The organism is Streptomyces sp. CB02261 (assembly GCF_001905665.1).
Classification (GTDB): domain Bacteria; phylum Actinomycetota; class Actinomycetes; order Streptomycetales; family Streptomycetaceae; genus Streptomyces.
The window spans coordinates 281,568-302,543 of the sequence record NZ_LIVX01000001.1 but is presented as its reverse complement, the minus strand read 5'-3'; the positions used below and the strand labels follow the sequence as shown (position 1 = coordinate 302,543).

The 20,976-nt window shown below is 70.8% G+C and carries 15 protein-coding genes; 8 read left to right on the top strand and 7 right to left on the bottom strand.

Annotation, left to right across the window (positions count from 1 at the left end):
* Nucleotides 1-143 precede the first annotated feature (143 nt).
* Nucleotides 144-3,281 carry an isoleucine--tRNA ligase gene (ileS, locus tag AMK29_RS01345; RefSeq protein WP_073806742.1) on the bottom strand — a complete coding sequence of 1,046 codons (3,138 nt, stop codon included), beginning with the start codon at nucleotides 3,279-3,281 and terminating at the stop codon, nucleotides 144-146.
* A 540-nt stretch (nucleotides 3,282-3,821) separates the two neighbouring features.
* Between ileS and AMK29_RS01340 the strand changes: the two genes are divergently transcribed.
* From AMK29_RS01340 to AMK29_RS01315, 6 genes are all read left to right on the top strand, one after another.
* Nucleotides 3,822-4,589, top strand: a complete 768-nt coding sequence (locus AMK29_RS01340; protein WP_073806741.1) for a TraR/DksA family transcriptional regulator — start codon at nucleotides 3,822-3,824, stop codon at nucleotides 4,587-4,589.
* 67 nt (nucleotides 4,590-4,656) lie between these two features.
* A complete protein-coding gene (gene lspA / locus AMK29_RS01335; RefSeq protein WP_073806740.1) occupies nucleotides 4,657-5,274 on the top strand; it encodes a signal peptidase II in 618 nt (205 codons plus the stop codon).
* 39 nt (nucleotides 5,275-5,313) lie between these two features.
* Complete coding sequence (locus AMK29_RS01330; RefSeq protein ID WP_073806739.1) at nucleotides 5,314-6,255, top strand: RluA family pseudouridine synthase; 942 nt, start codon at nucleotides 5,314-5,316, stop codon at nucleotides 6,253-6,255.
* Nucleotides 6,252-6,725: a GNAT family N-acetyltransferase gene (locus AMK29_RS01325; protein WP_073806738.1), complete on the top strand. Its 474-nt coding sequence runs from the start codon at nucleotides 6,252-6,254 to the stop codon at nucleotides 6,723-6,725. Before AMK29_RS01330 ends, AMK29_RS01325 begins: the two co-directional genes overlap by 4 nt.
* Nucleotides 6,726-6,809: 84 nt before the next feature.
* Nucleotides 6,810-8,396, top strand: coding sequence for a Na+/H+ antiporter (locus AMK29_RS01320; protein WP_073806737.1), 1,587 nt, complete (start codon nucleotides 6,810-6,812; stop codon nucleotides 8,394-8,396).
* 208 nt (nucleotides 8,397-8,604) lie between these two features.
* Complete coding sequence (locus AMK29_RS01315; RefSeq protein ID WP_073806736.1) at nucleotides 8,605-9,174, top strand: dienelactone hydrolase family protein; 570 nt, start codon at nucleotides 8,605-8,607, stop codon at nucleotides 9,172-9,174.
* A gap of 83 nt (nucleotides 9,175-9,257) precedes the next feature.
* Here AMK29_RS01315 and AMK29_RS01310 read toward each other — a convergent pair whose 3' ends face one another.
* The 5 genes from AMK29_RS01310 to AMK29_RS01290 form a co-directional block, all read right to left on the bottom strand.
* Nucleotides 9,258-10,226: a zinc metalloprotease gene (locus AMK29_RS01310; RefSeq protein ID WP_073806735.1), complete on the bottom strand. Its 969-nt coding sequence runs from the start codon at nucleotides 10,224-10,226 to the stop codon at nucleotides 9,258-9,260.
* A 347-nt stretch (nucleotides 10,227-10,573) separates the two neighbouring features.
* Entirely contained in the window at nucleotides 10,574-12,223 is a 1,650-nt protein-coding gene (locus tag AMK29_RS01305) for an alkaline phosphatase D family protein (protein WP_073806734.1), read from the bottom strand.
* Between the two features lie 163 nt (nucleotides 12,224-12,386).
* Nucleotides 12,387-13,202 carry a DsbA family protein gene (locus tag AMK29_RS01300; protein ID WP_073806733.1) on the bottom strand — a complete coding sequence of 272 codons (816 nt, stop codon included), beginning with the start codon at nucleotides 13,200-13,202 and terminating at the stop codon, nucleotides 12,387-12,389.
* A 79-nt stretch (nucleotides 13,203-13,281) separates the two neighbouring features.
* A complete protein-coding gene (locus AMK29_RS01295; protein ID WP_073808145.1) occupies nucleotides 13,282-13,968 on the bottom strand; it encodes a hypothetical protein in 687 nt (228 codons plus the stop codon).
* Nucleotides 13,969-14,081: 113 nt separating this feature from the next.
* Nucleotides 14,082-15,407, bottom strand: coding sequence for a DUF2252 domain-containing protein (locus AMK29_RS01290; protein ID WP_073806732.1), 1,326 nt, complete (start codon nucleotides 15,405-15,407; stop codon nucleotides 14,082-14,084).
* Between the two features lie 177 nt (nucleotides 15,408-15,584).
* On the opposite strand from AMK29_RS01290, the gene dnaE reads away from it, so the two are divergent.
* Nucleotides 15,585-19,124, top strand: a complete 3,540-nt coding sequence (gene dnaE / locus AMK29_RS01285) for a DNA polymerase III subunit alpha (RefSeq protein ID WP_073806731.1) — start codon at nucleotides 15,585-15,587, stop codon at nucleotides 19,122-19,124.
* Between the two features lie 93 nt (nucleotides 19,125-19,217).
* Here dnaE and AMK29_RS36625 read toward each other — a convergent pair whose 3' ends face one another.
* Nucleotides 19,218-19,391, bottom strand: a complete 174-nt coding sequence (locus tag AMK29_RS36625; RefSeq protein WP_198942164.1) for a hypothetical protein — start codon at nucleotides 19,389-19,391, stop codon at nucleotides 19,218-19,220.
* Nucleotides 19,392-19,605: 214 nt separating this feature from the next.
* On the opposite strand from AMK29_RS36625, the gene AMK29_RS01280 reads away from it, so the two are divergent.
* On the top strand, nucleotides 19,606-20,970 hold the full coding sequence (locus AMK29_RS01280) for an NYN domain-containing protein (protein ID WP_073806730.1): 1,365 nt from the start codon (nucleotides 19,606-19,608) through the stop codon (nucleotides 20,968-20,970).
* Nucleotides 20,971-20,976 lie beyond the last annotated feature (6 nt).

The following is a 20,976-nucleotide window of genomic DNA, read 5'->3' as shown; positions in this document are numbered from 1 at the left end:
GCCGTCGGCAGGCTAGAAGGGCCGGTTCCCTCCGGGGGGCCGGCCCTTTGCCATGCGCCGGACCCACCCGCGCGTGCTCGCGACGGGGAGTACGGCGAAGGGCCCGGCACCCCCGCGGGGGAACCGGGCCCTTCGTGGCGTCCCTACGCCTTGCGGAGGCGGAACGTCAGGCCCAGGACGTCGTCCGTGAACGGGGCGCCGTACGTGGTGTCCGCCTCGCCCTGGCCGTGGTCCGTCGCCAGGACCTCGTCCGCGATCAGGTCCGCGTGGGCCGTCAGGGCCTCCGCCGTCTCCGGGGAGTCGGCCTGCCAGCGCAGCGCGATCCGGTCGGCGACGTCGAGGCCGCTGTTCTTGCGGGCCTCCTGGATGAGCCGGATCGCGTCACGGGCGAGGCCGGCCTTGCGGAGCTCGGGGGTGATCTCCAGGTCGAGGGCGACCGTGGCGCCCGCGTCCGAGGCGACCGACCAGCCCTCACGGGGGGTCTCCGTGATGATGACCTCCTCGGGGGTGACGGTGATCGTCTCGCCGTTCACCTCCAGGGTCGCCTCGCCGGACCGCAGGGCCAGGGAGAGCGCCGCCGCGTCGGCCGCCGCGACGGCCTTGGCGACGTCCTGGACGCCCTTGCCGAAGCGCTTGCCGAGGGAGCGGAAGTTCGCCTTCGCCGTCGTGTCGACGAGCGAGCCGCCCACCTCCGACAGGGACGCGAGGGAGCTGACGTTCAGCTCCTCGGTGATCTGGGCCTGGAGCTCCGGTGACAGGGCGGTGAAGCCCGTCGCCGCCACCAGCGCGCGCGACAGCGGCTGGCGGGTCTTCACGCCCGACTCCGCCCGCGTCGCCCGGCCCAGCTCGACCAGGCGCCGGACCAGCAGCATCTGCTCCGAGAGCGTCTTGTCGATCCGGGCCGTGTCCGCCTCCGGCCAGGTGGCCAGGTGGACGGACTCCGGGGCCTCCGGCGTCACGGGCACCACCAGGTCCTGCCAGACCCGTTCCGTGATGAACGGGGTCAGCGGGGCCATCAGGCGGGTGACCGTCTCGACGACGTCGTGGAGGGTGCGCAGGGCCCCCTTGTCGCCCTGCCAGAAGCGGCGGCGGGAGCGGCGCACGTACCAGTTGGAGAGGTCGTCGACGAAGGACGAGATCAGCTTGCCGGTGCGCTGGGTGTCGTACGACTCCATCGCCTCGGTGACCTCGGCCACCAGGGTGTGGAGCTCCGAGAGCAGCCAGCGGTCGAGGACCGGGCGGTCGGCCGGGGCCGGGTCCGCGGCGCTCGGCGCCCAGCCCGCGGTACGCGCGTACAGGGCCTGGAAGGCGACGGTGTTCCAGTACGTCAGGAGGGTCTTGCGGACGACCTCCTGGATCGTGCCGTGGCCCACCCGGCGGGCCGCCCACGGCGAGCCGCCGGCTGCCATGAACCAGCGGACCGCGTCCGCGCCGTGCTGGTCCATGAGCGGGATCGGCTGGAGGATGTTCCCCAGGTGCTTGGACATCTTGCGGCCGTCCTCGGCGAGGATGTGGCCCAGGCAGACCACGTTCTCGTAGGACGACCTGTCGAAGACCAGGGTGCCGACGGCCATCAGCGTGTAGAACCAGCCCCGCGTCTGGTCGATGGCCTCGGAGATGAACTGCGCCGGGTACCGGGACTCGAACAGTTCCTTGTTCTCGTACGGGTAGCCGTACTGCGCGAACGGCATCGAGCCCGAGTCGTACCAGGCGTCGATGACCTCCGGCACGCGCGTCGCCGTCTTCGAGCAGCTCGGGCACGGGAAGGTGACCGCGTCGATGTACGGGCGGTGCGGGTCGAGCTCGGACTGGTCGGTGCCGGTCAGCTCGGTCAGCTCCGCGCGCGAGCCCACGCACGTCAGGTGGTCGTCCTCGCAGCGCCAGATCGGCAGCGGGGTGCCCCAGTAGCGGTTGCGGGAGAGGGCCCAGTCGACGTTGTTCGTCAGCCAGTCGCCGAAGCGGCCGTGCTTGACCGAGTCCGGGAACCAGTTCGTCCGCTCGTTCTCGGCGAGCATGCGGTCCTTGACCGCGGTCGTCCGGATGTACCAGGACGGCTGCGCGTAGTACAGCAGCGCCGTGTGGCAGCGCCAGCAGTGCGGGTAGCTGTGCTCGTACGCGATGTGCTTGAAGAGCAGCCCGCGCGCGTCCAGGTCCGCGGTGAGCGCCTCGTCGGCCTTCTTGAAGAAGACGCCGCCGACCAGCGGCACGCCCTCCTCGAATGTGCCGTCGGGGCGGACCGGGTTCACGACCGGCAGGCCGTACGCCTTGCAGACCTTGAGGTCGTCCTCACCGAAGGCGGGGGACTGGTGGACCAGACCAGTACCGTCCTCGGTGGTCACGTACTCGGCGTTGACGACGTAGTGCGCCGGGGCGTCGAAGGGGACCAGCTCGAAGGGGCGCTGATAGGTCCAGCGCTCCATCTCCGCGCCCGTGAAGGACTCGCCGGTGGTGACCCAGCCCTCGCCGAGGGCCTTCTCGACCAGCGGCTGCGCGACGACGACCCGCTCGTCGCCGTCGGTGGCGACGACGTAGGTGACCTCGGGGTGGGCGGCGACCGCCGTGTTGGACACCAGGGTCCACGGGGTCGTCGTCCAGACGAGGAGCGCCGCCTTCCCGGCCAGCGGGCCGGAGGTCAGCGGGAAGCGGACGTAGACGGAGGGGTCGACGACCGTCTCGTAGCCCTGGGCCAGCTCGTGGTCGGAGAGGCCGGTGCCGCAGCGGGGGCACCAGGGGGCGACCCGGTGGTCCTGGACCAGGAGGTCCTTGTCGAAGATCTGCTTCAGCGACCACCAGACCGACTCGATGTACGAGGGGTCCATGGTCCGGTACGCGTCGTCGAGGTCGACCCAGTAGCCCATGCGGGTCGTCAGCTCGGCGAAGGCGTCGGTGTGCCGGGTCACCGACTCGCGGCACCGGTCGTTGAACTCGGCGATGCCGTACGCCTCGATGTCCTTCTTGCCGGAGAAGCCGAGCTCCTTCTCGACGGCGAGCTCGACCGGCAGGCCGTGGCAGTCCCAGCCGGCCTTGCGGGCCACGTGGTAGCCGCGCATGGTCCGGAAGCGGGGGAACACGTCCTTGAAGACGCGGGCCTCGATGTGGTGCGCGCCGGGCATGCCGTTCGCGGTGGGCGGGCCCTCGTAGAACACCCACTCGGGGCGTCCTTCGGACTGCTCCAGGGTCTTGGCGAAGATCTTGCTTTCGCGCCAGAGATCGAGCACGTCGTGCTCCATCGCGGGCAGGTCGACCTGGGCGGGCACCTGGCGGTACTGCGGCGGTGTCATCGAGTTCCTCCGGCGGACTGTCGTCGTTCCGTCGGAGGGACGAGAGCACTGCTCCCGCGGTACCACCCTCCTTGGCCCGGGGCGCACACGCCCTGAGCCCCCTCATTGGGGTCGCGACGCCGGGTCTAGTCACCGCGCTGTCCTGCGGCTTTCTTCCGACGGCTCCGGGGTGATGCTTCACATCGGGCTCGCCCCCGGGCTCTCACCGTCCCCGGGTCGCTCATGGCTGCGTACGACGCTACTCGTCCCCATCCAAGCCTTTCGCTCCGCCCAGTGTACGGGGCTCGGCACGGGGCGGCAGACCGGTTTTCCCGTGACCCGAATGGCCACACGGGGCCGGGCCGACTGCCGTACGGCCATGTGGGGGAGGACCGCGGCGGATAACCCGGCGGGGAGCTGGGCACAACCGAGGCAGGCCCGCCCCGAGGGGCGCGGGGGCGGGTGGGAACGGCGGCGAGCCCCGTTGCCGCGGGCCCTGGGCCGATTTATCGTCCCAGCACGATGCGCGAGCAAGATCACAAAATGTGAAGGGGCCGCGACATGGTGGCGAAGAAGACCGCCGCGAAGAAGACCTCGGCCGCCGGTTCCACCGGTTCGGCCGAGGGCGCCAAGGACGTGGCCGGTAAGAGGACGACGGTCACGGAGCCGCCGGCGGTCGCCAGGAAGACGCCCGCCGTGAAGAAGACGGACGCCCGCACGACGGCCGCTGTGAAGAAGACGGCCGCCCCGAAGACAGCTGTGAAGAAGACGGTCGCCGAGAAGTCGGTCGCCAAGAAGGCCGCGGCGAGGAAGACGGCCGCCAAGAAGGCGCCCGCCAGGACGCAGACAGGAGCCAGTACGGTGGCAGCGAAGAAGATCGCGGGTGTCGTCACGACCGCCGGGGACGAGGTCGCGGTGCCTCCGGCCCGGGCCGGCGAGCTGGCCGTGCGGCCCGGCGAGGACCCCTGGACCCCGGCCGAGGTCACCGAGGCCCGCACCGTCCTCCAGACGGAGGTGCTCAGACTCCGCAGCGAGCTCGCGCACTCCCAGGAGGAGCTCACCGGCCTCATGCGGGACTCGGGCGACGGCGCGGGGGACGACCAGGCCGACACCGGCACCAAGAACATCACCCGGGAGCACGAGCTGGCCCTGGCCGCCAACGCCCGGGAGATGCTGGAGCAGTCCGAGCACGCCCTGGAGCGGCTCGACGCCGGCACCTACGGTCTGTGCGAGGTCTGCGGGAAGCCGATCGGCAAGGCGCGGATGCAGGCCTTCCCCCGGGCCACGCTCTGCGTCGAGGACAAGCAGCGCCAGGAGCGGCGCGGCTGACGTTCTCGCACGCCTGTGCCGTACCCTCGGTGCACGGTCAGGCATCGAGGTCGAGGGACTCACTCACGTGGCAGAGGCGGAGCGCATCATCGGTACGCCGGATTCAGCAGGGGCCGACGAATCGGCCGCCTCCGACGAGGCGGCCGCCGACGGCACGGCCACGCCCGACGGGTCGGCCGCTCCCGAGGAGCGGCCCAGGGGCAGGCGCAGGATCCTCGCGCTCTTCGTGGTGGCGGTCGTGGCCTACCTGCTCGACCTGGGCAGCAAGATGCTGGTGGTCGCCAAGCTGGAGGGCCGCGAGCCGATCCGGGTGATCGGCGACGTGCTCCGCTTCGACGCCATCCGGAACCCGGGTGCCGCCTTCGGCATGGGCGAGGCCTTCACGATCATCTTCACCTGCATCGCCGCCGCCGTGATCGTCGTGATCATCCGGCTCGCCCGCAAGCTCTACAGCCTGCCCTGGGCGATCGCGCTCGGCCTGCTGCTCGGCGGCGCGCTGGGCAACCTCACGGACCGGATCTTCCGCTCGCCGGGCGTCTTCGAGGGCGCGGTCGTCGACTTCATCGCTCCCGCGCACTTCGCCGTCTTCAACCTCGCAGACTCGGCGATCGTCTGCGGCGGCATCCTCATCGTGATCCTGTCCTTCCGCGGTCTGGACCCGGACGGGACCGTCCACAAGGACTGAGCCGGACGGAGTACTCCCCGCACAAGGCATACTCGACGGGTGAGTACAAGTCCCGAGATCCGCACGCTGCCCGTTCCCGATGGCCTGGAGGGCGAGCGCGTCGACGCCGCCATCGCCCGTATGTTCGGGTTCTCCCGTACGAAGGCGGCCGAGCTGGCCGCCGCAGGGAAGGTCCAGGTCGACGGCTCCGTCGTCGGCAAGTCCGAGCGGGTCAGCGGCGGCGCGTGGCTCGAGGTCGAGTTGCCGGGCGCCGCCGCGCCCGTGCAGATCGTCGCCGAGCCCGTCGAGGGCATGGAGATCGTCCACGACGACGACGACATCGTCGTGATCATGAAGCCGATCGGCGTGGCCGCGCACCCCAGCCCCGGCTGGACCGGCACCACGGTCATCGGCGGTCTCGCCGCCGCCGGGTACCGCATCTCGACCTCCGGCGCCGCCGAGCGCCAGGGCATCGTCCACCGTCTCGACGTCGGCACCTCCGGTCTGATGGTGGTCGCCAAGTCGGAGTACGCGTACACCTCGCTCAAGCGCCAGTTCAAGGAGCGCACGGTCGACAAGCGCTACCACGCGCTGGTGCAGGGGCACCCCGACCCGATGAGCGGCACCATCGACGCGCCCATCGGCCGGCACCCCAACCACGACTACAAGTGGGCGGTCACCGCCGAGGGCAAGCCCTCGGTCACCCACTACGACCTCATCGAGGCGTACCGCTCGGCCTCGCTGCTCGACATCAAGCTGGAGACGGGCCGCACCCACCAGATCCGGGTGCACATGTCCGCCCACCGCCACCCCTGCGTCGGCGACCTCACCTACGGCGCCGACCCGACGCTCGGCAAGCGCCTCGGCCTGACCCGGCAGTGGCTGCACGCCGTCCGCCTGGGCTTCGAGCACCCCGGCGACGGATCCTGGGTCGAGTTCGCCAGCACCTACCCCGAGGACCTGCAGAAGGCCCTCGACCGGATCGCGTCGGAGAGCCGGTGAGCACCGCGTACACCGTCCGTGAGGCGGTCGGCGCCGAGGACCGGGAGGCCTGCTTCGCGGTCCGCCGTGAGGTCTTCGTCGAGGAGCAGGGCGTTCCGCGGGAGCTGGAGTACGACGCGTACGACGCGACCGCGGTGCATGTGCTCGCCGTGGGCGAGGACGGGCTGCCGCTGGGCACCGGACGTCTGCTGTTCGGCGCGGACGCGCTCGGGAAGACCGGCGGCGACGCCTCGGTGGGCTCGCTCGGCCGGCTGGCGGTCGCCAAGGCGGCCCGCGGCCTCGGCGTCGGCGCGGCGCTCGTACGGGCCGTCGAGGGCGTGGCGCGCGAGCGCGGTCTGACCGCCGTCGACCTGCACGCGCAGACGCACGCGCTCGGCTTCTACGAGCGCCTCGGCTACGAGGCGTACGGCCCCGAGTTCCCGGACGCGGACATGCCGCACCGGGCGATGCGCAAGGCTCTGCACGCGTAGCCGCGGCGGACCCGTCGGTCCGCCGCCGGGCCGGACCCAGGGGGCAAGGGCGGCCAAAACGGGCATGCGTGGCAGGGTGGGGCCGTGGATCAATTGGCCCTGTTGTTCTTGCTGCTGCTCGGCGCGCTGCTCACCGTCCCCCTCGGTGAGCGGCTCGGACTGCCCGCGCCCGTCCTGATGACCCTCATCGGGATCGTGCTGGCCTTCCTGCCCTTCGTGCCGAACGTCGAGATCCCGCCGGAGCTCATCCTCCCGCTGGTGCTGCCGCCCCTGCTGTACGCCTCCGTGCAGCGCACCTCCTGGCGACAGTTCGCGGCGAACAGACGGCCCATCTTCCTGCTCGCGGTCGCCCTCGTCTTCGTCACCACGGCCGCCGTCGGCGCGGCGGCGAACGCGCTCGTCCCCGGGCTCCCGCTGGCCGCCGCCATCGCGCTCGGCGCCCTCGTCGCGCCGCCCGACCCGGTCGCGGCGACCGCCGTGGCCGGCTCGCTGGGACTGCCCCGCCGGCTCGTGTCGATCCTGGAGGGCGAGGGCCTCTTCAACGACGTCACCGCGATCGTGCTCTACCACGTGGCGATCGGCGCCGTGGTCAGCGGTTCCTTCTCCTGGCCCGAGGCGGCCGGCCAGCTCGTCCTCTCCGCCGTGGTCGCCATGGCCGTCGGCCTGGGACTCGGCTGGCTCGCCAACAAGCTGATCGGGCTCCTGGGGGACGCCACCCTCCAGACCGGTCTCACCCTGCTCGTGCCCTTCGTGAGCTACGTCCTGGCCGAGGAACTGCACGGCTCCGGTGTCCTCGCCGTCCTTGTCACCGCCCTCTTCCTCGCCGAGCACGCGACCGACGCCGACGACGTCATGGGCCGGCTGGCCGGGCAGACCTTCTGGCAGATCGTCGACACCCTGGTCACCGGCATCGCCTTCGGCCTCATCGGTCTCGAACTCGTCCACGTCTTCGGGGTCGCGGAAGGACACGGCCTGGAGATGCTCGGCTGGGGAGCCGTCGTCGTCGCCGTGGTCGTCGGGGTCCGCCTCCTGTGGCTGCTGCCCGCCACCTGGCTCGCGAAGCGGCTGCACACGCGCCGGGACGTCGACGAGGAGATCCCGACGAGCTGGCGGGAGACCATCGTCATGTGGTGGGCGGGGATGCGCGGGGTGGCCTCGGTGGCGCTGGCGCTCGCGATCCCGCTCCGTACGGACGACGGCTCGCCCTTCCCCGCTCGCGACGAGATCGTCTTCATCGCCTTCTGCGTGATCATCGCCACCCTCGTCTTCCAGGGGCTCACCCTGCCCTGGCTGGTCCGACGGCTCGGGGTGCGGGCCGACGCGGACGCCGAGCGCGCGCTGGAACGGGACCTCGCGATCCGGGCCGCGAAGGCGGCCAAGCGCAGACTCAAGGAGATCGAGGAGGTCGAGGAGCTGCCCGAGGAGGTCCAGGAGCGGCTGCTGCGCGGCGCGTACGACATCGGGGCCCGGATCAGCCCGGACATGGTGGACGAGGAGCGGAGGGCCGCGTTCGTCGAGCGGACGAAGCGGTTCAAGTCGGTGCAGCGGATCCAGCGGGAGCTGATGTCGGCCGCCCGGCACGAGGTGCTCGCGGCGCGCAGCGAGCCGGGCGCCGATCCGGAGGTGGTGGACCGGGTGCTGCGGCAGCTGGACGTCCGCAGCATGCGGTGACGGCGGGCGGGCTCGGCGGGCGGTCGCGTCGGACGGCTCGGCGGGCGGGCTTCTTCGAACGGTTCTGCGGGCGGTGGCACGGGGCCTCCACGCCCCCTCCACAGGGCCGCCGGGACCGCGGGCCTCGCGACGGGCGGTGGCAACGGTCCTGCGCGGGGGCCGCCGGGGCTTTCGGTGACTTCCGGTGGCGGGTGGCAGGATGGCGCGTATGGACATCATGCTTTTCCACTCGGTCCACGGGCTGCGCCCGGCCGTCGAGGCGGCGGCCGACCGGCTGCGGGCCGCCGGGCACCGGGTGTGGGTGCCGGACCTCTTCGACGGCTGGACCACCGAATCGGTGGAGGAGGGCATGGCGAAGCGGGACGAGATCGGCAAGGACGAGCTGCTCAAGCGGGCGATCCTGGCCGCCGCCCCCTACTCGGAGCGCGGTCTGGTCTACGCGGGCTTCTCCTTCGGCGCCTCCGTCGCGCAGACCCTGGCCCTCGGCGACGAGAAGGCGCGCGGCCTGCTGCTGCTCCACGGCACCTCGGACCTCGCGCCGAACGTGTCGGTGGACGAGCTGCCCGTACAGCTGCACGTGGCCGAGCCCGACCCGTTCGAGACGGACGACTGGCTGTCCGCCTGGTACCTGCAGATGCGCAAGGCGGGGGCGGACGTGGAGATCTACCGGTACCGGGGCGCGGGGCACGTGTACACGGACCCGGAGCTGCCGGACTGGGACGCGGAGGCGGCCGAGCGGACCTGGTCGGTGGCGCTGTCCTTCCTGGAAGGCCTGTAGGGGCTCTTTCCGGCCGCCCGTGGTGAACGGGGTGTGGCCCCCGGGGAGTCCCCGGGGGCCACACCTGTGTCCTGGACGGTCCGTCAGGCGCGGTACGCGGTCCAGTACTCGTTCATCCGGGTCACCTGGCCCGAGGTGAACTGGTACATGCAGGCGTCGTACGTGTAGTCCATGAAGTTGTGGATCGGGTCCACGCCGGTCTTGGAGGCGCAGGAGTCACGGCCGGTCGGGCACTCGTACGCAGGGCTCTTCTCGGCCGGGGTGTCGGTGACGTAGTCGCCGTTGCCGTTGCAGCCGCCCTGGAAGGTGTGGTAAAGGCCCATCCAGTGGCCGACCTCGTGGGTGGCGGTGTCGCCCTCGTTGTAGTTGGCCGCAGAGCCGCCCGGGAGCGAGGTGTCGAGGACGACGACACCGTCCATGGACGGGTTGGACTGGTACGAGGACGGGAAGGTCGCCCAGCCGAGGAGGCCGCCGCTGAGGTTCGCGGTGTAGAAGTTCAGCGCGCCGGCGCCGCCCTTGCGGAGGGTCTGCTTCATCTGCTTCTCGGCGGTGGAGCCGGAGGCCAGGTTGTACCAGGAGGCGTTGTCCGTGTAATCGGTGCTCGCCAGCGTGAACTGGAAGTTGGTGTTCACGTTGCCGGTGCCCTGGCCGGCGTAGGCCGCGTTCAGGACCGCCATCTGGTTGTTGATGGCGGTGGCGGAGAGCTTGCCCGTCGTGCCGGAGTGGATGACGTGGAAGTAGACGGGGATGTTCACCACGGCGGCGGCGCCGGTCGCGGCGGAGGCGCCGAGGCGGCTCTCGGCGCGGGCCGCGGACAGCTTCTTCTTGAAGTCCTCGTCCATGGCCTTGGCCTGGGTGGCCGTGACCTCGTTGGGCTCATGGGCGTGGGTCTCGGCGCCACGCGCCTTGCGGGCCCCGGAGAGGGAGGCGTGGTCGTCCGCGCACTCCTCGGCGGTGGAGCCGGCCAGGGTGGTGGCGGCGGCGCCGGTGGCTACCGGGGCGGACAGGGGGGCCAGGGCCAGGGTTCCGGCCATGACGGCAGTGCCGAGCATACGACGTGACATACGCGGCGATATACGGACAAGAGCACGCACGGTGACTCCTCGCGGGGGGTGGTGGGAGGAACTTCCTCGCCACGGCGGGGAGATTACGCGTCCATGTCAGAGGCTGTTGAGGAGTGATCAGGCCCAATCATCCATGGAGCAATTCGGGGCATCGGGAAGAAAATCTTTTGCATGGCCCGGAGTTTGAGATGTCGACGTAACAGTCGAGGTGGCTGAGGCGGGTGGTGTGTCCGGATTCGATCTCCGAAACCAGCCACCCGCCGTAGCCATGTGATCTCCCGTTAACAGAAGGGATCATGGCTGAAAATCGACCATGAGAGGCCGTCAGTCACCCCTCAGCGCACCGGCTGGTACACCCGCTCGACACGCTGCGTTCCGTTCAGCGTCCGGTAGGAGCGCTCCCAGGCCGTCGTCGCGGCCGGATCCGCCTTGTCGGAGACCGTGTAGTAGTCCATCTGCGAGCGCTCGCCCGTCACGTCGAGCACGCCGTAGCCGTGGTGGTCCATGTCCACCCACTTCACATGCCGGTTGGCGGCCTTCACGGCGCCCGCGGCCACCACCGAGAGCGTTCCCGGGGCCACGTGCAGCAGGTCGTCGAGGTTGTCCGAGGTCACCGAGGTGACGACGAACTCGGTCGCCGCCGACGCCGAGAAGGGGTACGTCGCCGCCTTGACCGGCACGTCGTTGGCCCAGGCCATGTGGATGTCGCCGGTCAGGAACACCGTGTTGCGGATGCCCCGGGAGGTCAGGTGCGCGAGCAGCTCCCTGCGGTCGTCCGTGTGCCCGTCCCACTGGTCGACGTTGACGGCCAGGCCCTCCTTCGGCAGGCCCATCAGTTCGGCCAGCGGCTCCAGGAGGTGGGCCGGCAGCGCGCCGAACGCCACCGGCGAGATCATCACCGAGGTGCCCACCAGCTGCCAGGTGGCGTCCGAGCCCGCGAGGCCCGACTTGAGCCAGTCGAGCTGGGCCCGGCCCGTGATGCTCCGCTCCGGGTCGTCGACCGAACCGCTGCCCGCCTTCGCCGGGGCCGAGCGGAAGGAACGCAGGTCGAGCAGGTGCAGATCGGCCAGTCTGCCGAAGCGGATGCGGCGGAAGACCGTGCCCTCGGTGGAGGTGCGGACCGGCATCCACTCGAAGTACGCCTGCTTGGCGGCCGCCACCCGGGCCGCCCAGTCGCCCTCGGCGCCCGGGGTGTGGTTCTCGGCCCCGCCCGTCCAGGCGTCGTTGGCGAACTCGTGGTCGTCCCAGATCGCGATCACCGGGTGGGCCGCGTGCAGCGCCTGGAGGTCCGGGTCCGTCTTGTAGTGGCCGTGCCGGGCGCGGTAGTCGGCGAGCGAGACGATCTCGTGGCGCGGCTCGTGCTGCCGGACCGTGTACTTCGCCTCCGGGTAGGTGCCGGTGGCGTACTCGTACACGTAGTCGCCGAGATGGAGGACCGCGTCCAGGTCGGCGCGGGCGGCGAGGTGGCGGTACGCGGAGAAGTGGCCGGCCTCCCAGTTCGCGCAGGAGGCCACACCGAAGCGGACCCCGGGCACGGCGGCGTCGGCGGCCGGCGCGGTACGGGTGCGGGCGGCGGGGGACACGGCGGAGTCCGCGGTGAAGCGGAACCAGTAGGAGGTCGCCGGGCGCAGGCCGCGGACGTCCGCCTTCACCGTGTGGTCGGAGGCCGCGGTCGCCGCGATCGTGCCGGAGGCCACGATCCGGGCGAAGGCCCGGTCCTCGGCGAGCTCCCAGCCCACCTGGACGTCGGGGCCGAGGCCCGAGCCGGGCACGGCTTCGGGGGAGGGGGTGACGCGCGTCCAGAGCAGGACGCCGTCGGGCAGCGGGTCGCCGGAGGCGACGCCGTGGAGGAACGCGGTGGCCCCGGCGGCCGCCTGGGCCTGGGAGGCGGCGCCCAGCAGGGCGGGCGCGGCGACGGCGGTGACGGCGGCGGCCTTGACGACCGTGCGCCGGCTGGGGGCGGAGGATATGAAACGACTGGTCACGGCCAGTCAGATTACTGGCGGGTACGCCCGAGTGGCAGGCGATATCCGGAAGTTCGCCGGCTCGTCGCCCACCGGTCGCCCCCGTCGGCCCGGACGCCTTCGCCCCCTGACCCGTCGGCGACGGACCAGGGGGCGAAGGCGGTACGGAAGAGGTGGGTGCGGGTCAGCCCTTGAGGGCCGCGTCGATCGCCGTGGTGAACTCGGTGGCCGTCATCGGCGGGTTGTCGCTGCCCGCCACCGTCACCGGCTTGCCGTCCATCTTCAGTGTCGGGGTGCCCTTCACCCCGCTGTCGTCGAAGGCCTTCGACATCTTCATCGCCCAGGCGTCGAAGGTGCCGTCCTCGACGTTCTTCTTGAACGCGGCGTTGCCCTTGAGGGCCGGTACCGAGTCCGCCACCTCCAGGAGGTAGGAGTCCTTGGCGAACTTGTCGTCGTTCTCCTCCGGGTGGAACTTCGTCGAGTACAGCGCCGCCTTGTACTTCAGGAAGGCCTCGGGGCTCACGTCCAGGGCGGCGCCGAGCGCCGAGAGGGCGTTCTTCGAGCCCTCTCCCGTGGCGGCGTCGTCGATGAACGTGGCACCGACGTACTTGATCCTGTACTTGCCCGCGGCCACGTCCTTCTCGACCGTGGCGCCCACGGACTGCTCGAAGGTCGCGCAGACCGGGCAGCGCGAGTCCTCGTACAGTTCCAGGGTCTTCTTCGCGGACTCCTTGCCGACGACGACGTCCGTGCCGTTCGTGCCCGAGGTGTTCTTCGGGGCCGTCACGGTCGTCGCCTTCGCCGCCGCCTCCCACGCGGAGGGCTTGTTGGACTGCACCACGGCGTAGCCGATGCCGCCGGCGGCGGCGAGCACGGCCAGGGCCGAGACGCCGACGACGAGCTGCCGGCGCGCCCGGTCCTTCTTCGCCTGGCGCTCGCGCTCGACGCGAAGCCGCTCGCGGGCGGCAGCCTTGTTGGCCTGGGAGTTGCGTGCACTCATGATCGTGATCTCCGTGGGACGAGGCCCGGCAGGGCCGGAAAGGGTGAGGGGGACTGCGTGCCTGGAAGCCTGTCGCCGCTCAGACGAGAGCGGAGGCCGGGCACGGCGGTCCCCGCCGACCCACGGAGTGCGTGAGCAGCCGGGTGCGGGAGGGCCGGGGCCGCCCCGCGGCACGACCGGCGCGCCGCGGCGCCGGACCACCGGTACGGAAGAGGGCCGCCACGAGCAGCAGCGGCCGGAACGCGAAGGCCGCCACCGCGCCGAGCAGCCGGGCGAGCGCCCGCTCCCCGCCGCGCAGCCAGACCGCGGCCGACAGGCCCACGCCCACGTGCGCCAGGAGCAGCAGCCACGGCAGCGCCGGGTCGGGGGAGTCGAGCAGGGCGCCGGCCGTGCCGCTCTCGGGGACCACCACGCCCGGCAGCGGGGTGCCGACGGCGCCGCCGCAGAACACCTCCACGCCCACCGTGCGCAGGGAACCGGCGACCGGTCCGCCGGCGGCGCCGTAACAGACCGCCTGGCCGCTGGTGAAGAGCGTGTCGGCCGCCAGCTCCAGCGGGACCAGGAGCCCCGCGATGGGGCCGAGCCCCCGCTCGCGTCCGGCCAGCGCGTACGCCACCGCGAAGACGCCGACCGCGACCGGGACGACCGTGCCGAGCGGCAGCGGCACGCGGGAGAGCAGCACGTGGGACGCCACGGACAGCGTCACGACCAGTGTCGTGAAGATCGCCGCCCGCAGCGCCCTCAGCTGCGTCCCTGCCATGTCCATCGTCGTGGAGTGTGCCATGCCGGGCCGTAAGGGGTCCTTAAGGGCAAGCTGTGGAACGCCTCACGCGTCCCACGGCGGCCGGATCGCGACCCTCACCGACACCCGCCGGCTCCTCAGAGCCCCGGGATCCGCCCGTTGCGGAAGAGGTCCACGAAGATCTGGTGGTCGGCCCGCGCCCGCGCCCCGTAGGAGTGCGCGAAGTCCACCAGGAGTGCCGCGAAGCCCTCCTCGTCGGCGGCGATGGCCGCGTCGATGGCCCGCTCCGTGGAGAACGGTACGAGGGAGTGGCCGCTGGAGTCGTCCGCCGCCGCGTGCATCGTGGCCGTCGCCCGGCCCAGGTCGGCGACGGTGAGCGCGATGTCCTGCGGATCGTCGATGTCCGACCAGTCCAGGTCCACCGCGTACGGCGAGACCTCGGCGACCAGCTGCCCGGAGCCGTCGAGCTCCGTCCAGCCCAGCCACGGGTCGGCGTGCGCCTGGAGCGCCCGCTGCGAGATCACGGTGCGGTGCCCCTCGTGCTGGAAGTACTCCCGCACCGCCGGGTCCGTGACGTGGCGGGAGACCGCGGGGGTCTGCGCCTGCTTCAGGTAGATCACGACGTCGTTCTCCAGGGCGTCGCTGTTGCCCTCCAGGAGGATGTTGTACGAGGGCAGGCCGGCCGAGCCGATGCCGATCCCGCGCCGCCCCACCACGTCCTTGACCCGGTACGAGTCGGGGCGGGCGAGGCTGGACTCCGGCAGGGTCTCCAGGTAGCCGTCGAAGGCCGCCAGGACCTTGTACCGGCTGGCCGCGTCCAGCTCGATCGCGCCCCCGCCGCCGGAGAAGCGCCGCTCGAAGTCCCGGATCTCCGTCATCGAGTCGAGCAGCCCGAACCGGGTCATGGCGCGGGCGACGCGCAGCGCGTCGAGCAGCGCGCCCTCGGCCGTGTCCAGCGTGAACGGCGGCAGATCGTCGTTCTTCGCGCCGGTCGCCAGGGCGTGGATCCGCTCCCGGTAGGACGCCGCGAAGATCCGGACCAGGTGGGTGATCTGCTCGTCGCTGAGCGCCTTCGCGTACCCGATGAGCGCCAGGGAGGCCGCGAGCCGCTTGAGGTCCCAGGTGAAGGGGCCCACGTACGCCTCGTCGAAGTCGTTGACGTTGAAGATCAGCCGGCCGTTGGCGTCCATGTAGGTGCCGAAGTTCTCGGCGTGCAGATCGCCGTGGATCCAGACCCGGCCGGTGCGCTCGTCCAGGTAGGGGCCGCCGTGGGCCTCCCGCTCCAGGTCGGCGTAGAAGAGGCAGGCGGTGCCCCGGTAGAAGGCGAAGGCGGACCCGGCCATCTTGCGGAACTTGACGCGGAAGGCCGCCGGGTCGGCGGCGAGGAGCTCGCCGAAGGCGGTGTCGAAGACGGCGAGGATGTGCTCACCGCGCTCGGCGGCGGTGGGCTGGGGGACCGACATTCGAGGTGCCTCCTGGTACCGGACGTGCTGACAGGCTGTTCATGACAAATGGGACAGGCGTTCCCTGCCTCTCAACGCGCGACCCTAGCCGTGAGTGCCCCTCCGCTGTCACTCGCGCGACGTAGACTTCCACGGTCCCCCCAGCCACCCCTGTGACCGCTACGGAGACCTCTCGCCGTGACCAAGCCGCCCTTCACGCACCTCCACGTCCACACCCAGTACTCGCTGCTGGACGGTGCCGCGCGGCTCAAGGACATGTTCAACGCGTGCAACGAGATGGGCATGACCCATATCGCCATGTCCGACCACGGCAACCTGCACGGGGCGTACGACTTCTTCCACTCGGCGAAGAAGGCCGGGGTCACGCCGATCATCGGCATCGAGGCGTACGTGGCGCCCGAGTCCCGGCGCAACAAGCGGAAGATCCAGTGGGGCCAGCCGCACCAGAAGCGGGACGACGTCTCCGGCTCCGGTGGCTACACCCACAAGACGATCTGGGCGGCGAACGCCACCGGACTGCACAACCTCTTCAAGCTGTCGTCCGACGCGTACGCCGAGGGCTGGCTGCAGAAGTGGCCCCGGATGGACAAGGAGACCATCTCGAAGTGGTCGGAGGGGCTCATCGCCTCCACCGGCTGCCCCTCGGGCGAGCTCCAGACCAGGCTCCGCCTCGGCCAGTTCGACGAGGCCCTCAAGTCGGCCTCCGAGTACCAGGACATCTTCGGCAAGGAGCGGTACTTCCTGGAGCTGATGGACCACGGCATCGAGATCGAGCGCCGGGTCCGCGACGGGCTCCTGGAGATCGGCAAGAAGCTCGGCATCCCGCCGCTGGTCACCAACGACTCGCACTACACGTACGCGCACGAGGCCGGCGCGCACGACGCCCTGCTCTGCATCCAGACCGGCAAGAACCTCTCCGACCCGGACCGGTTCAAGTTCGACGGCACCGGCTACTACCTGAAGTCCACGGACGAGATGTACGCCGTGGACTCCTCGGACGCCTGGCAGGAGGGCTGCCGCAACACCCTCCTGGTCGCCGAGCAGGTCAGCACCGAGGGCATGTTCGTCGAGAAGAACCTCATGCCGAAGTTCGACATCCCGGAGGGGTACACCGAGGTCACCTGGTTCCGCGAGGAGACCATGCGGGGCATGCACCGGCGGTTCCCGGACGGGATCCCCGAGGACCGCATGAGGCAGGTCGAGTACGAGATGGACACGATCATCTCGATGGGCTTCCCCGGCTACTTCCTCGTCGTCGCCGACTTCATCATGTGGGCGAAGAAGCAGGGCATCGCCGTCGGCCCCGGCCGAGGCTCCGCGGCCGGTTCGATCGTCGCGTACGCCATGGGCATCACCGACCTCGACCCCATCCCGCACGGTCTGATCTTCGAGCGCTTCCTCAACCCCGAGCGCATCTCGATGCCCGATGTCGACATCGACTTCGACGAGCGCCGGCGCGTCGAGGTGATCCGGTACGTGACGGAGAAGTACGGCTCCGACAAGGTCGCCATGATCGGCACCTACGGCAAGATCAAGGCGAAGAACGCCATCAAGGACTCCGCGCGCGTCCTCGGCTACCCGTACGCCATGGGCGACCGGCTCACCAAGGCCATGCCCGCCGACGTCCTCGGCAAGGGCATCGACCTCAACGGCATCACCGACCCCTCGCACCCGCGCTACAGCGAGGCCGGCGAGATCCGCGCGATGTACGAGAACGAGCCGGACGTCAAGAAGGTCATCGACACCGCCCGGGGCGTCGAGGGCCTGGTCCGCCAGATGGGCGTCCACGCGGCCGGCGTGATCATGTCCAGCGAGCCGATCGTCGACCACGCGCCGATCTGGGTGCGGCACACCGACGGCGTCACCATCACGCAGTGGGACTACCCCCAGTGCGAGTCGCTCGGCCTGCTCAAGATGGACTTCCTGGGCCTGCGCAACCTCACCATCATGGACGACGCCGTCAAGATGGTGAAGGCCAACAAGGGCATCGACCTCGACCTGCTCGCCCTGCCGCTCGACGACCCGAAGACCTTCGAACTGCTCCAGCGCGGTGACACCCTCGGCGTCTTCCAGTTCGACGGCGGGCCCATGCGCTCGCTGCTGCGGCTGATGAAGCCCGACAACTTCGAAGACATCTCCGCCGTGTCCGCCCTGTACCGGCCGGGCCCGATGGGCATGAACTCGCACACGAACTACGCCCTGCGCAAGAACGGCCAGCAGGAGATCACCCCGATCCACCCCGAGCTGGAGAAGCCGCTCGAAGAGGTGCTCGCGGTCACCTACGGCCTGATCGTGTACCAGGAGCAGGTGCAGAAGGCCGCCCAGATCATCGCCGGCTACTCGCTCGGCGAGGCCGACATCCTCCGCCGCGTGATGGGCAAGAAGAAGCCCGAGGAACTGGCGAAGAACTTCGTCATCTTCGAGGCCGGCGCCAAGAAGAAGGGCTTCAGCGACGAGGCCATCAAGGCGCTCTGGGACGTCCTGGTCCCCTTCGCCGGCTACGCCTTCAACAAGGCCCACTCGGCCGCGTACGGCCTGGTCTCCTACTGGACGGCCTACCTCAAGGCCAACCACCCCGCCGAGTACATGGCGGGACTGCTCACCTCCGTCAAGGACGACAAGGACAAGTCCGCGGTCTACCTCAACGAGTGCCGCCGCATGGGCATCAAGGTGCTGCCGCCCAATGTGAACGAGTCCGAGTCGAACTTCGCCGCCCAGGGCGACGACGTGATCCTCTTCGGCCTGTCCGCCGTCCGCAACGTCGGCACCAACGTCGTCGAGTCGATCATCAAGACGCGCAAGGCGAAGGGGAAGTACTCCTCCTTCCCGGACTTCCTCGACAAGGTCGAGGCCGTCGTCTGCAACAAGCGCACCATCGAGTCGCTGATCAAGGCCGGCGCCTTCGACGAGATGGGCCACACCCGCAAGGGCCTGGTCGCCCATCACGAACCGATGATCGACAACGTGGTGGCGGTCAAGCGCAAGGAGGCCGAGGGACAGTTCGACCTCTTCGGCGGCATGGGCGACGAGGCGACCGACGAGCCCGGCTTCGGCCTGGACGTCGAGTTCTCCGACGTCGAGTGGGAGAAGTCTTACCTGCTCGCCCAGGAGCGCGAGATGCTCGGCCTGTACGTCTCCGACCACCCGCTCTTCGGCATCGAGCACGTCCTGTCCGACAAGACGGACGCGGCGATCTCCCAGCTCACCGGCGGCGAGCACTCCGACGGCGCGGTCGTCACCATCGGCGGCATCATCTCCGGCCTCCAGCGGAAGATGACCAAGCAGGGCAACGCCTGGGCGATCGCCACCGTCGAGGACCTGGCCGGCTCCATCGAGTGCATGTTCTTCCCGGCCACGTACCAGCTGGTCTCCACCCAGCTCGTCGAGGACACCGTCGTCTTCGTCAAGGGGCGGCTCGACAAGCGCGAGGACGTGCCCCGTCTCGTCGCGATGGAGCTGATGGTCCCCGACCTGTCGAACGCCGGGACCAACGCGCCCGTGATCCTCACCATCCCCACCGTCAAGGTGACCCCGCCCATGGTCACCCGGCTCGGCGAGATCCTCGGCCACCACAAGGGCAACACCGAGGTACGGATCAAGCTCCAGGGCCCCCGGAAGACGACCGTGCTCCGCCTCGACCGGCACCGGGTGCAGCCCGACCCGGCGCTCTTCGGCGACCTGAAGGTCCTGCTCGGCCCGTCCTGCCTGGCGGGGTAGCCGCCGGATCCCTCCCCGCATGCGCTAGGGGCGCGCCCGTCGTCACGGGCGCGCCCCTTCGCCGTTGTGTCGCGTCGGCCACGCGGAGGTGCGTCAGTTGTGGCCGAAGCGCTTCTGACGGCCCTTGCGCGCCATGTCACCGGGCGTGACCTGGCTCGCGCGCTGGTCGGCCTGGGACTCCATCGCCGACTGCTTCGCCTGCTGGGTGCCACGCTCGGCCTGCGACGGCTGCTTCTGATCGCGGTTCTGATTGCGGTTCTTGGCCATGGGATGCCTCCTCAAAAGGTCCTAGGTGCCAGGGCCGCTGTCAGACTCACATACCGAGTGAACCGTCGCATGTTGGATCATTACGGAGCGTAAGGGTGCCGGGAACGTGACATCCGCCACGCCGATGATCCAGTTCCGACCGTTGAGCCCCCGGCCTTCGGGCAGACTCGAAGGAAATCCGAAGCAACTCCGATCCCGAGGTTCCCGAAAGAGGGTGGAACACGTGGACCGCTGCGTCGTCCTGGTGGACGCCGGCTATCTGCTGGGCGCCGCCGCCAGTCTCCTCGCCGGGGAACCGGCCCGCTCCCGGATCACCGTCGACCACGCCGGGCTCATCCAGCAGCTGCGCCAGCGCGCCGAGGCCGAGACCGCGCTGCCCCTCCTGCGGATCTACTGGTTCGACGGCGCACCCGACCGGGTGCCCCAGCCCGAGCACCGCAGACTGCGGGTGATGCCCCGGGTCACCGTCCGGCTGGGTGCCCTGACCCGGAGCGACGGACGCTGGGCCCAGAAGGGCGTCGACGCGGCCATGCACACCGAGCTGACCGAGCTCGCCAGGAACAGGGCCTGCTCCGACATCGTGCTCGTCACCGGCGACGGCGACCTGCTGCCCGGTCTGATGTCCGCCAAGGAGCACGGCGTCGCCGTCCACCTCTGGGCCGTCCAGGCCGCCGACGGCGACTACAACCAGTCCGAGGACCTGGTCGCGGAGGCCGACGAACGCCGGGTCCTCGACCGGGCCTGGATCACCCGGGCCGTCCGCGCCAAGGACCTCACCGGCATCTGCGCGCCCCCGCCCGCCCCGCGCCCCGAGATCGCCGCCATCCTCTCCGCGCCGCTCCCGGAGGCCGCCCTCGCCGCCTCCGCGGGACGGGCCGCCGAGGCGACGGCCGCCGGGGAGAGCCCCGCCGCCCACGGCAACGGTCACGTCCACCACGGCAACGGACACACGCACGGAAACGGTCACGCGCACGGCGACGGCGACCGCGACGGCCACGTCCGGGAGGACGGCCACGGCCACGGACCGGCCGCCTCGGCCGCCCCGCCCGCGGGCAAGGGGGTCCCCACCCCCAAGGACCTCGCGGCCCTGCGCGCCCCCGGCGCCACCCCCGCCGGCGCTGCCGCCTCGCAGGGCGCGAGCGCGCTCCGCTGGTCCTCCGACCGGGGCTGGGTCGAGCGCCCCGCCCCCACGCTCGGCGAACCGGCCGAGACCGCGTCCCTGCCCACCCTCGCCACCCTCACCAGCGCCGAGCAGCGCTGGGCGGACCGCGAGGAGGACATCACCATCGTCGGCGGCGACCCCTTCGAGGTCGGGCAGGTGTTCGCCCGCCGATGGATGGAACGGCTCCCCGAGCAGAGCCACGTCCAGAAGCTGTCCACCCTCTATCCCCGCATCCCGCACCGCATCGACGGCGAACTCCTCCGGTACGCGGCCCGGTTCGGCCTGCTGGCCCACAAGGACGACCAGATCGACGAGCACGACCGGTACGCGATCCGGGCGGGGTTCTGGCGCGAGATCGACGTCCGGGCCGCCACCGAACACGCCCCCGCGCCCGGGGCCGGCCCGGCGACCCCGTAGGCTCTT

What these genes read in the sequence shown, in the direction of transcription:
- AMK29_RS01295 (WP_073808145.1), bottom strand. Translation starts at nt 13,968, where the DNA reads ATGGACATGGCAGGGACGCAGCTGAGGGCGCTGCGGGCGGCGATCTTC.
- AMK29_RS01340 (WP_073806741.1), top strand. Translation starts at nt 3,822, where the DNA reads ATGGTGGCGAAGAAGACCGCCGCGAAGAAGACCTCGGCCGCCGGTTCC.
- AMK29_RS01310 (WP_073806735.1), bottom strand. Translation starts at nt 10,226, where the DNA reads ATGCTCGGCACTGCCGTCATGGCCGGAACCCTGGCCCTGGCCCCCCTG.
- AMK29_RS01315 (WP_073806736.1), top strand. Translation starts at nt 8,605, where the DNA reads ATGGACATCATGCTTTTCCACTCGGTCCACGGGCTGCGCCCGGCCGTC.
- AMK29_RS01290 (WP_073806732.1), bottom strand. Translation starts at nt 15,407, where the DNA reads ATGTCGGTCCCCCAGCCCACCGCCGCCGAGCGCGGTGAGCACATCCTC.
- AMK29_RS36625 (WP_198942164.1), bottom strand. Translation starts at nt 19,391, where the DNA reads ATGGCCAAGAACCGCAATCAGAACCGCGATCAGAAGCAGCCGTCGCAG.
- AMK29_RS01300 (WP_073806733.1), bottom strand. Translation starts at nt 13,202, where the DNA reads ATGAGTGCACGCAACTCCCAGGCCAACAAGGCTGCCGCCCGCGAGCGG.
- ileS (WP_073806742.1), bottom strand. Translation starts at nt 3,281, where the DNA reads ATGACACCGCCGCAGTACCGCCAGGTGCCCGCCCAGGTCGACCTGCCC.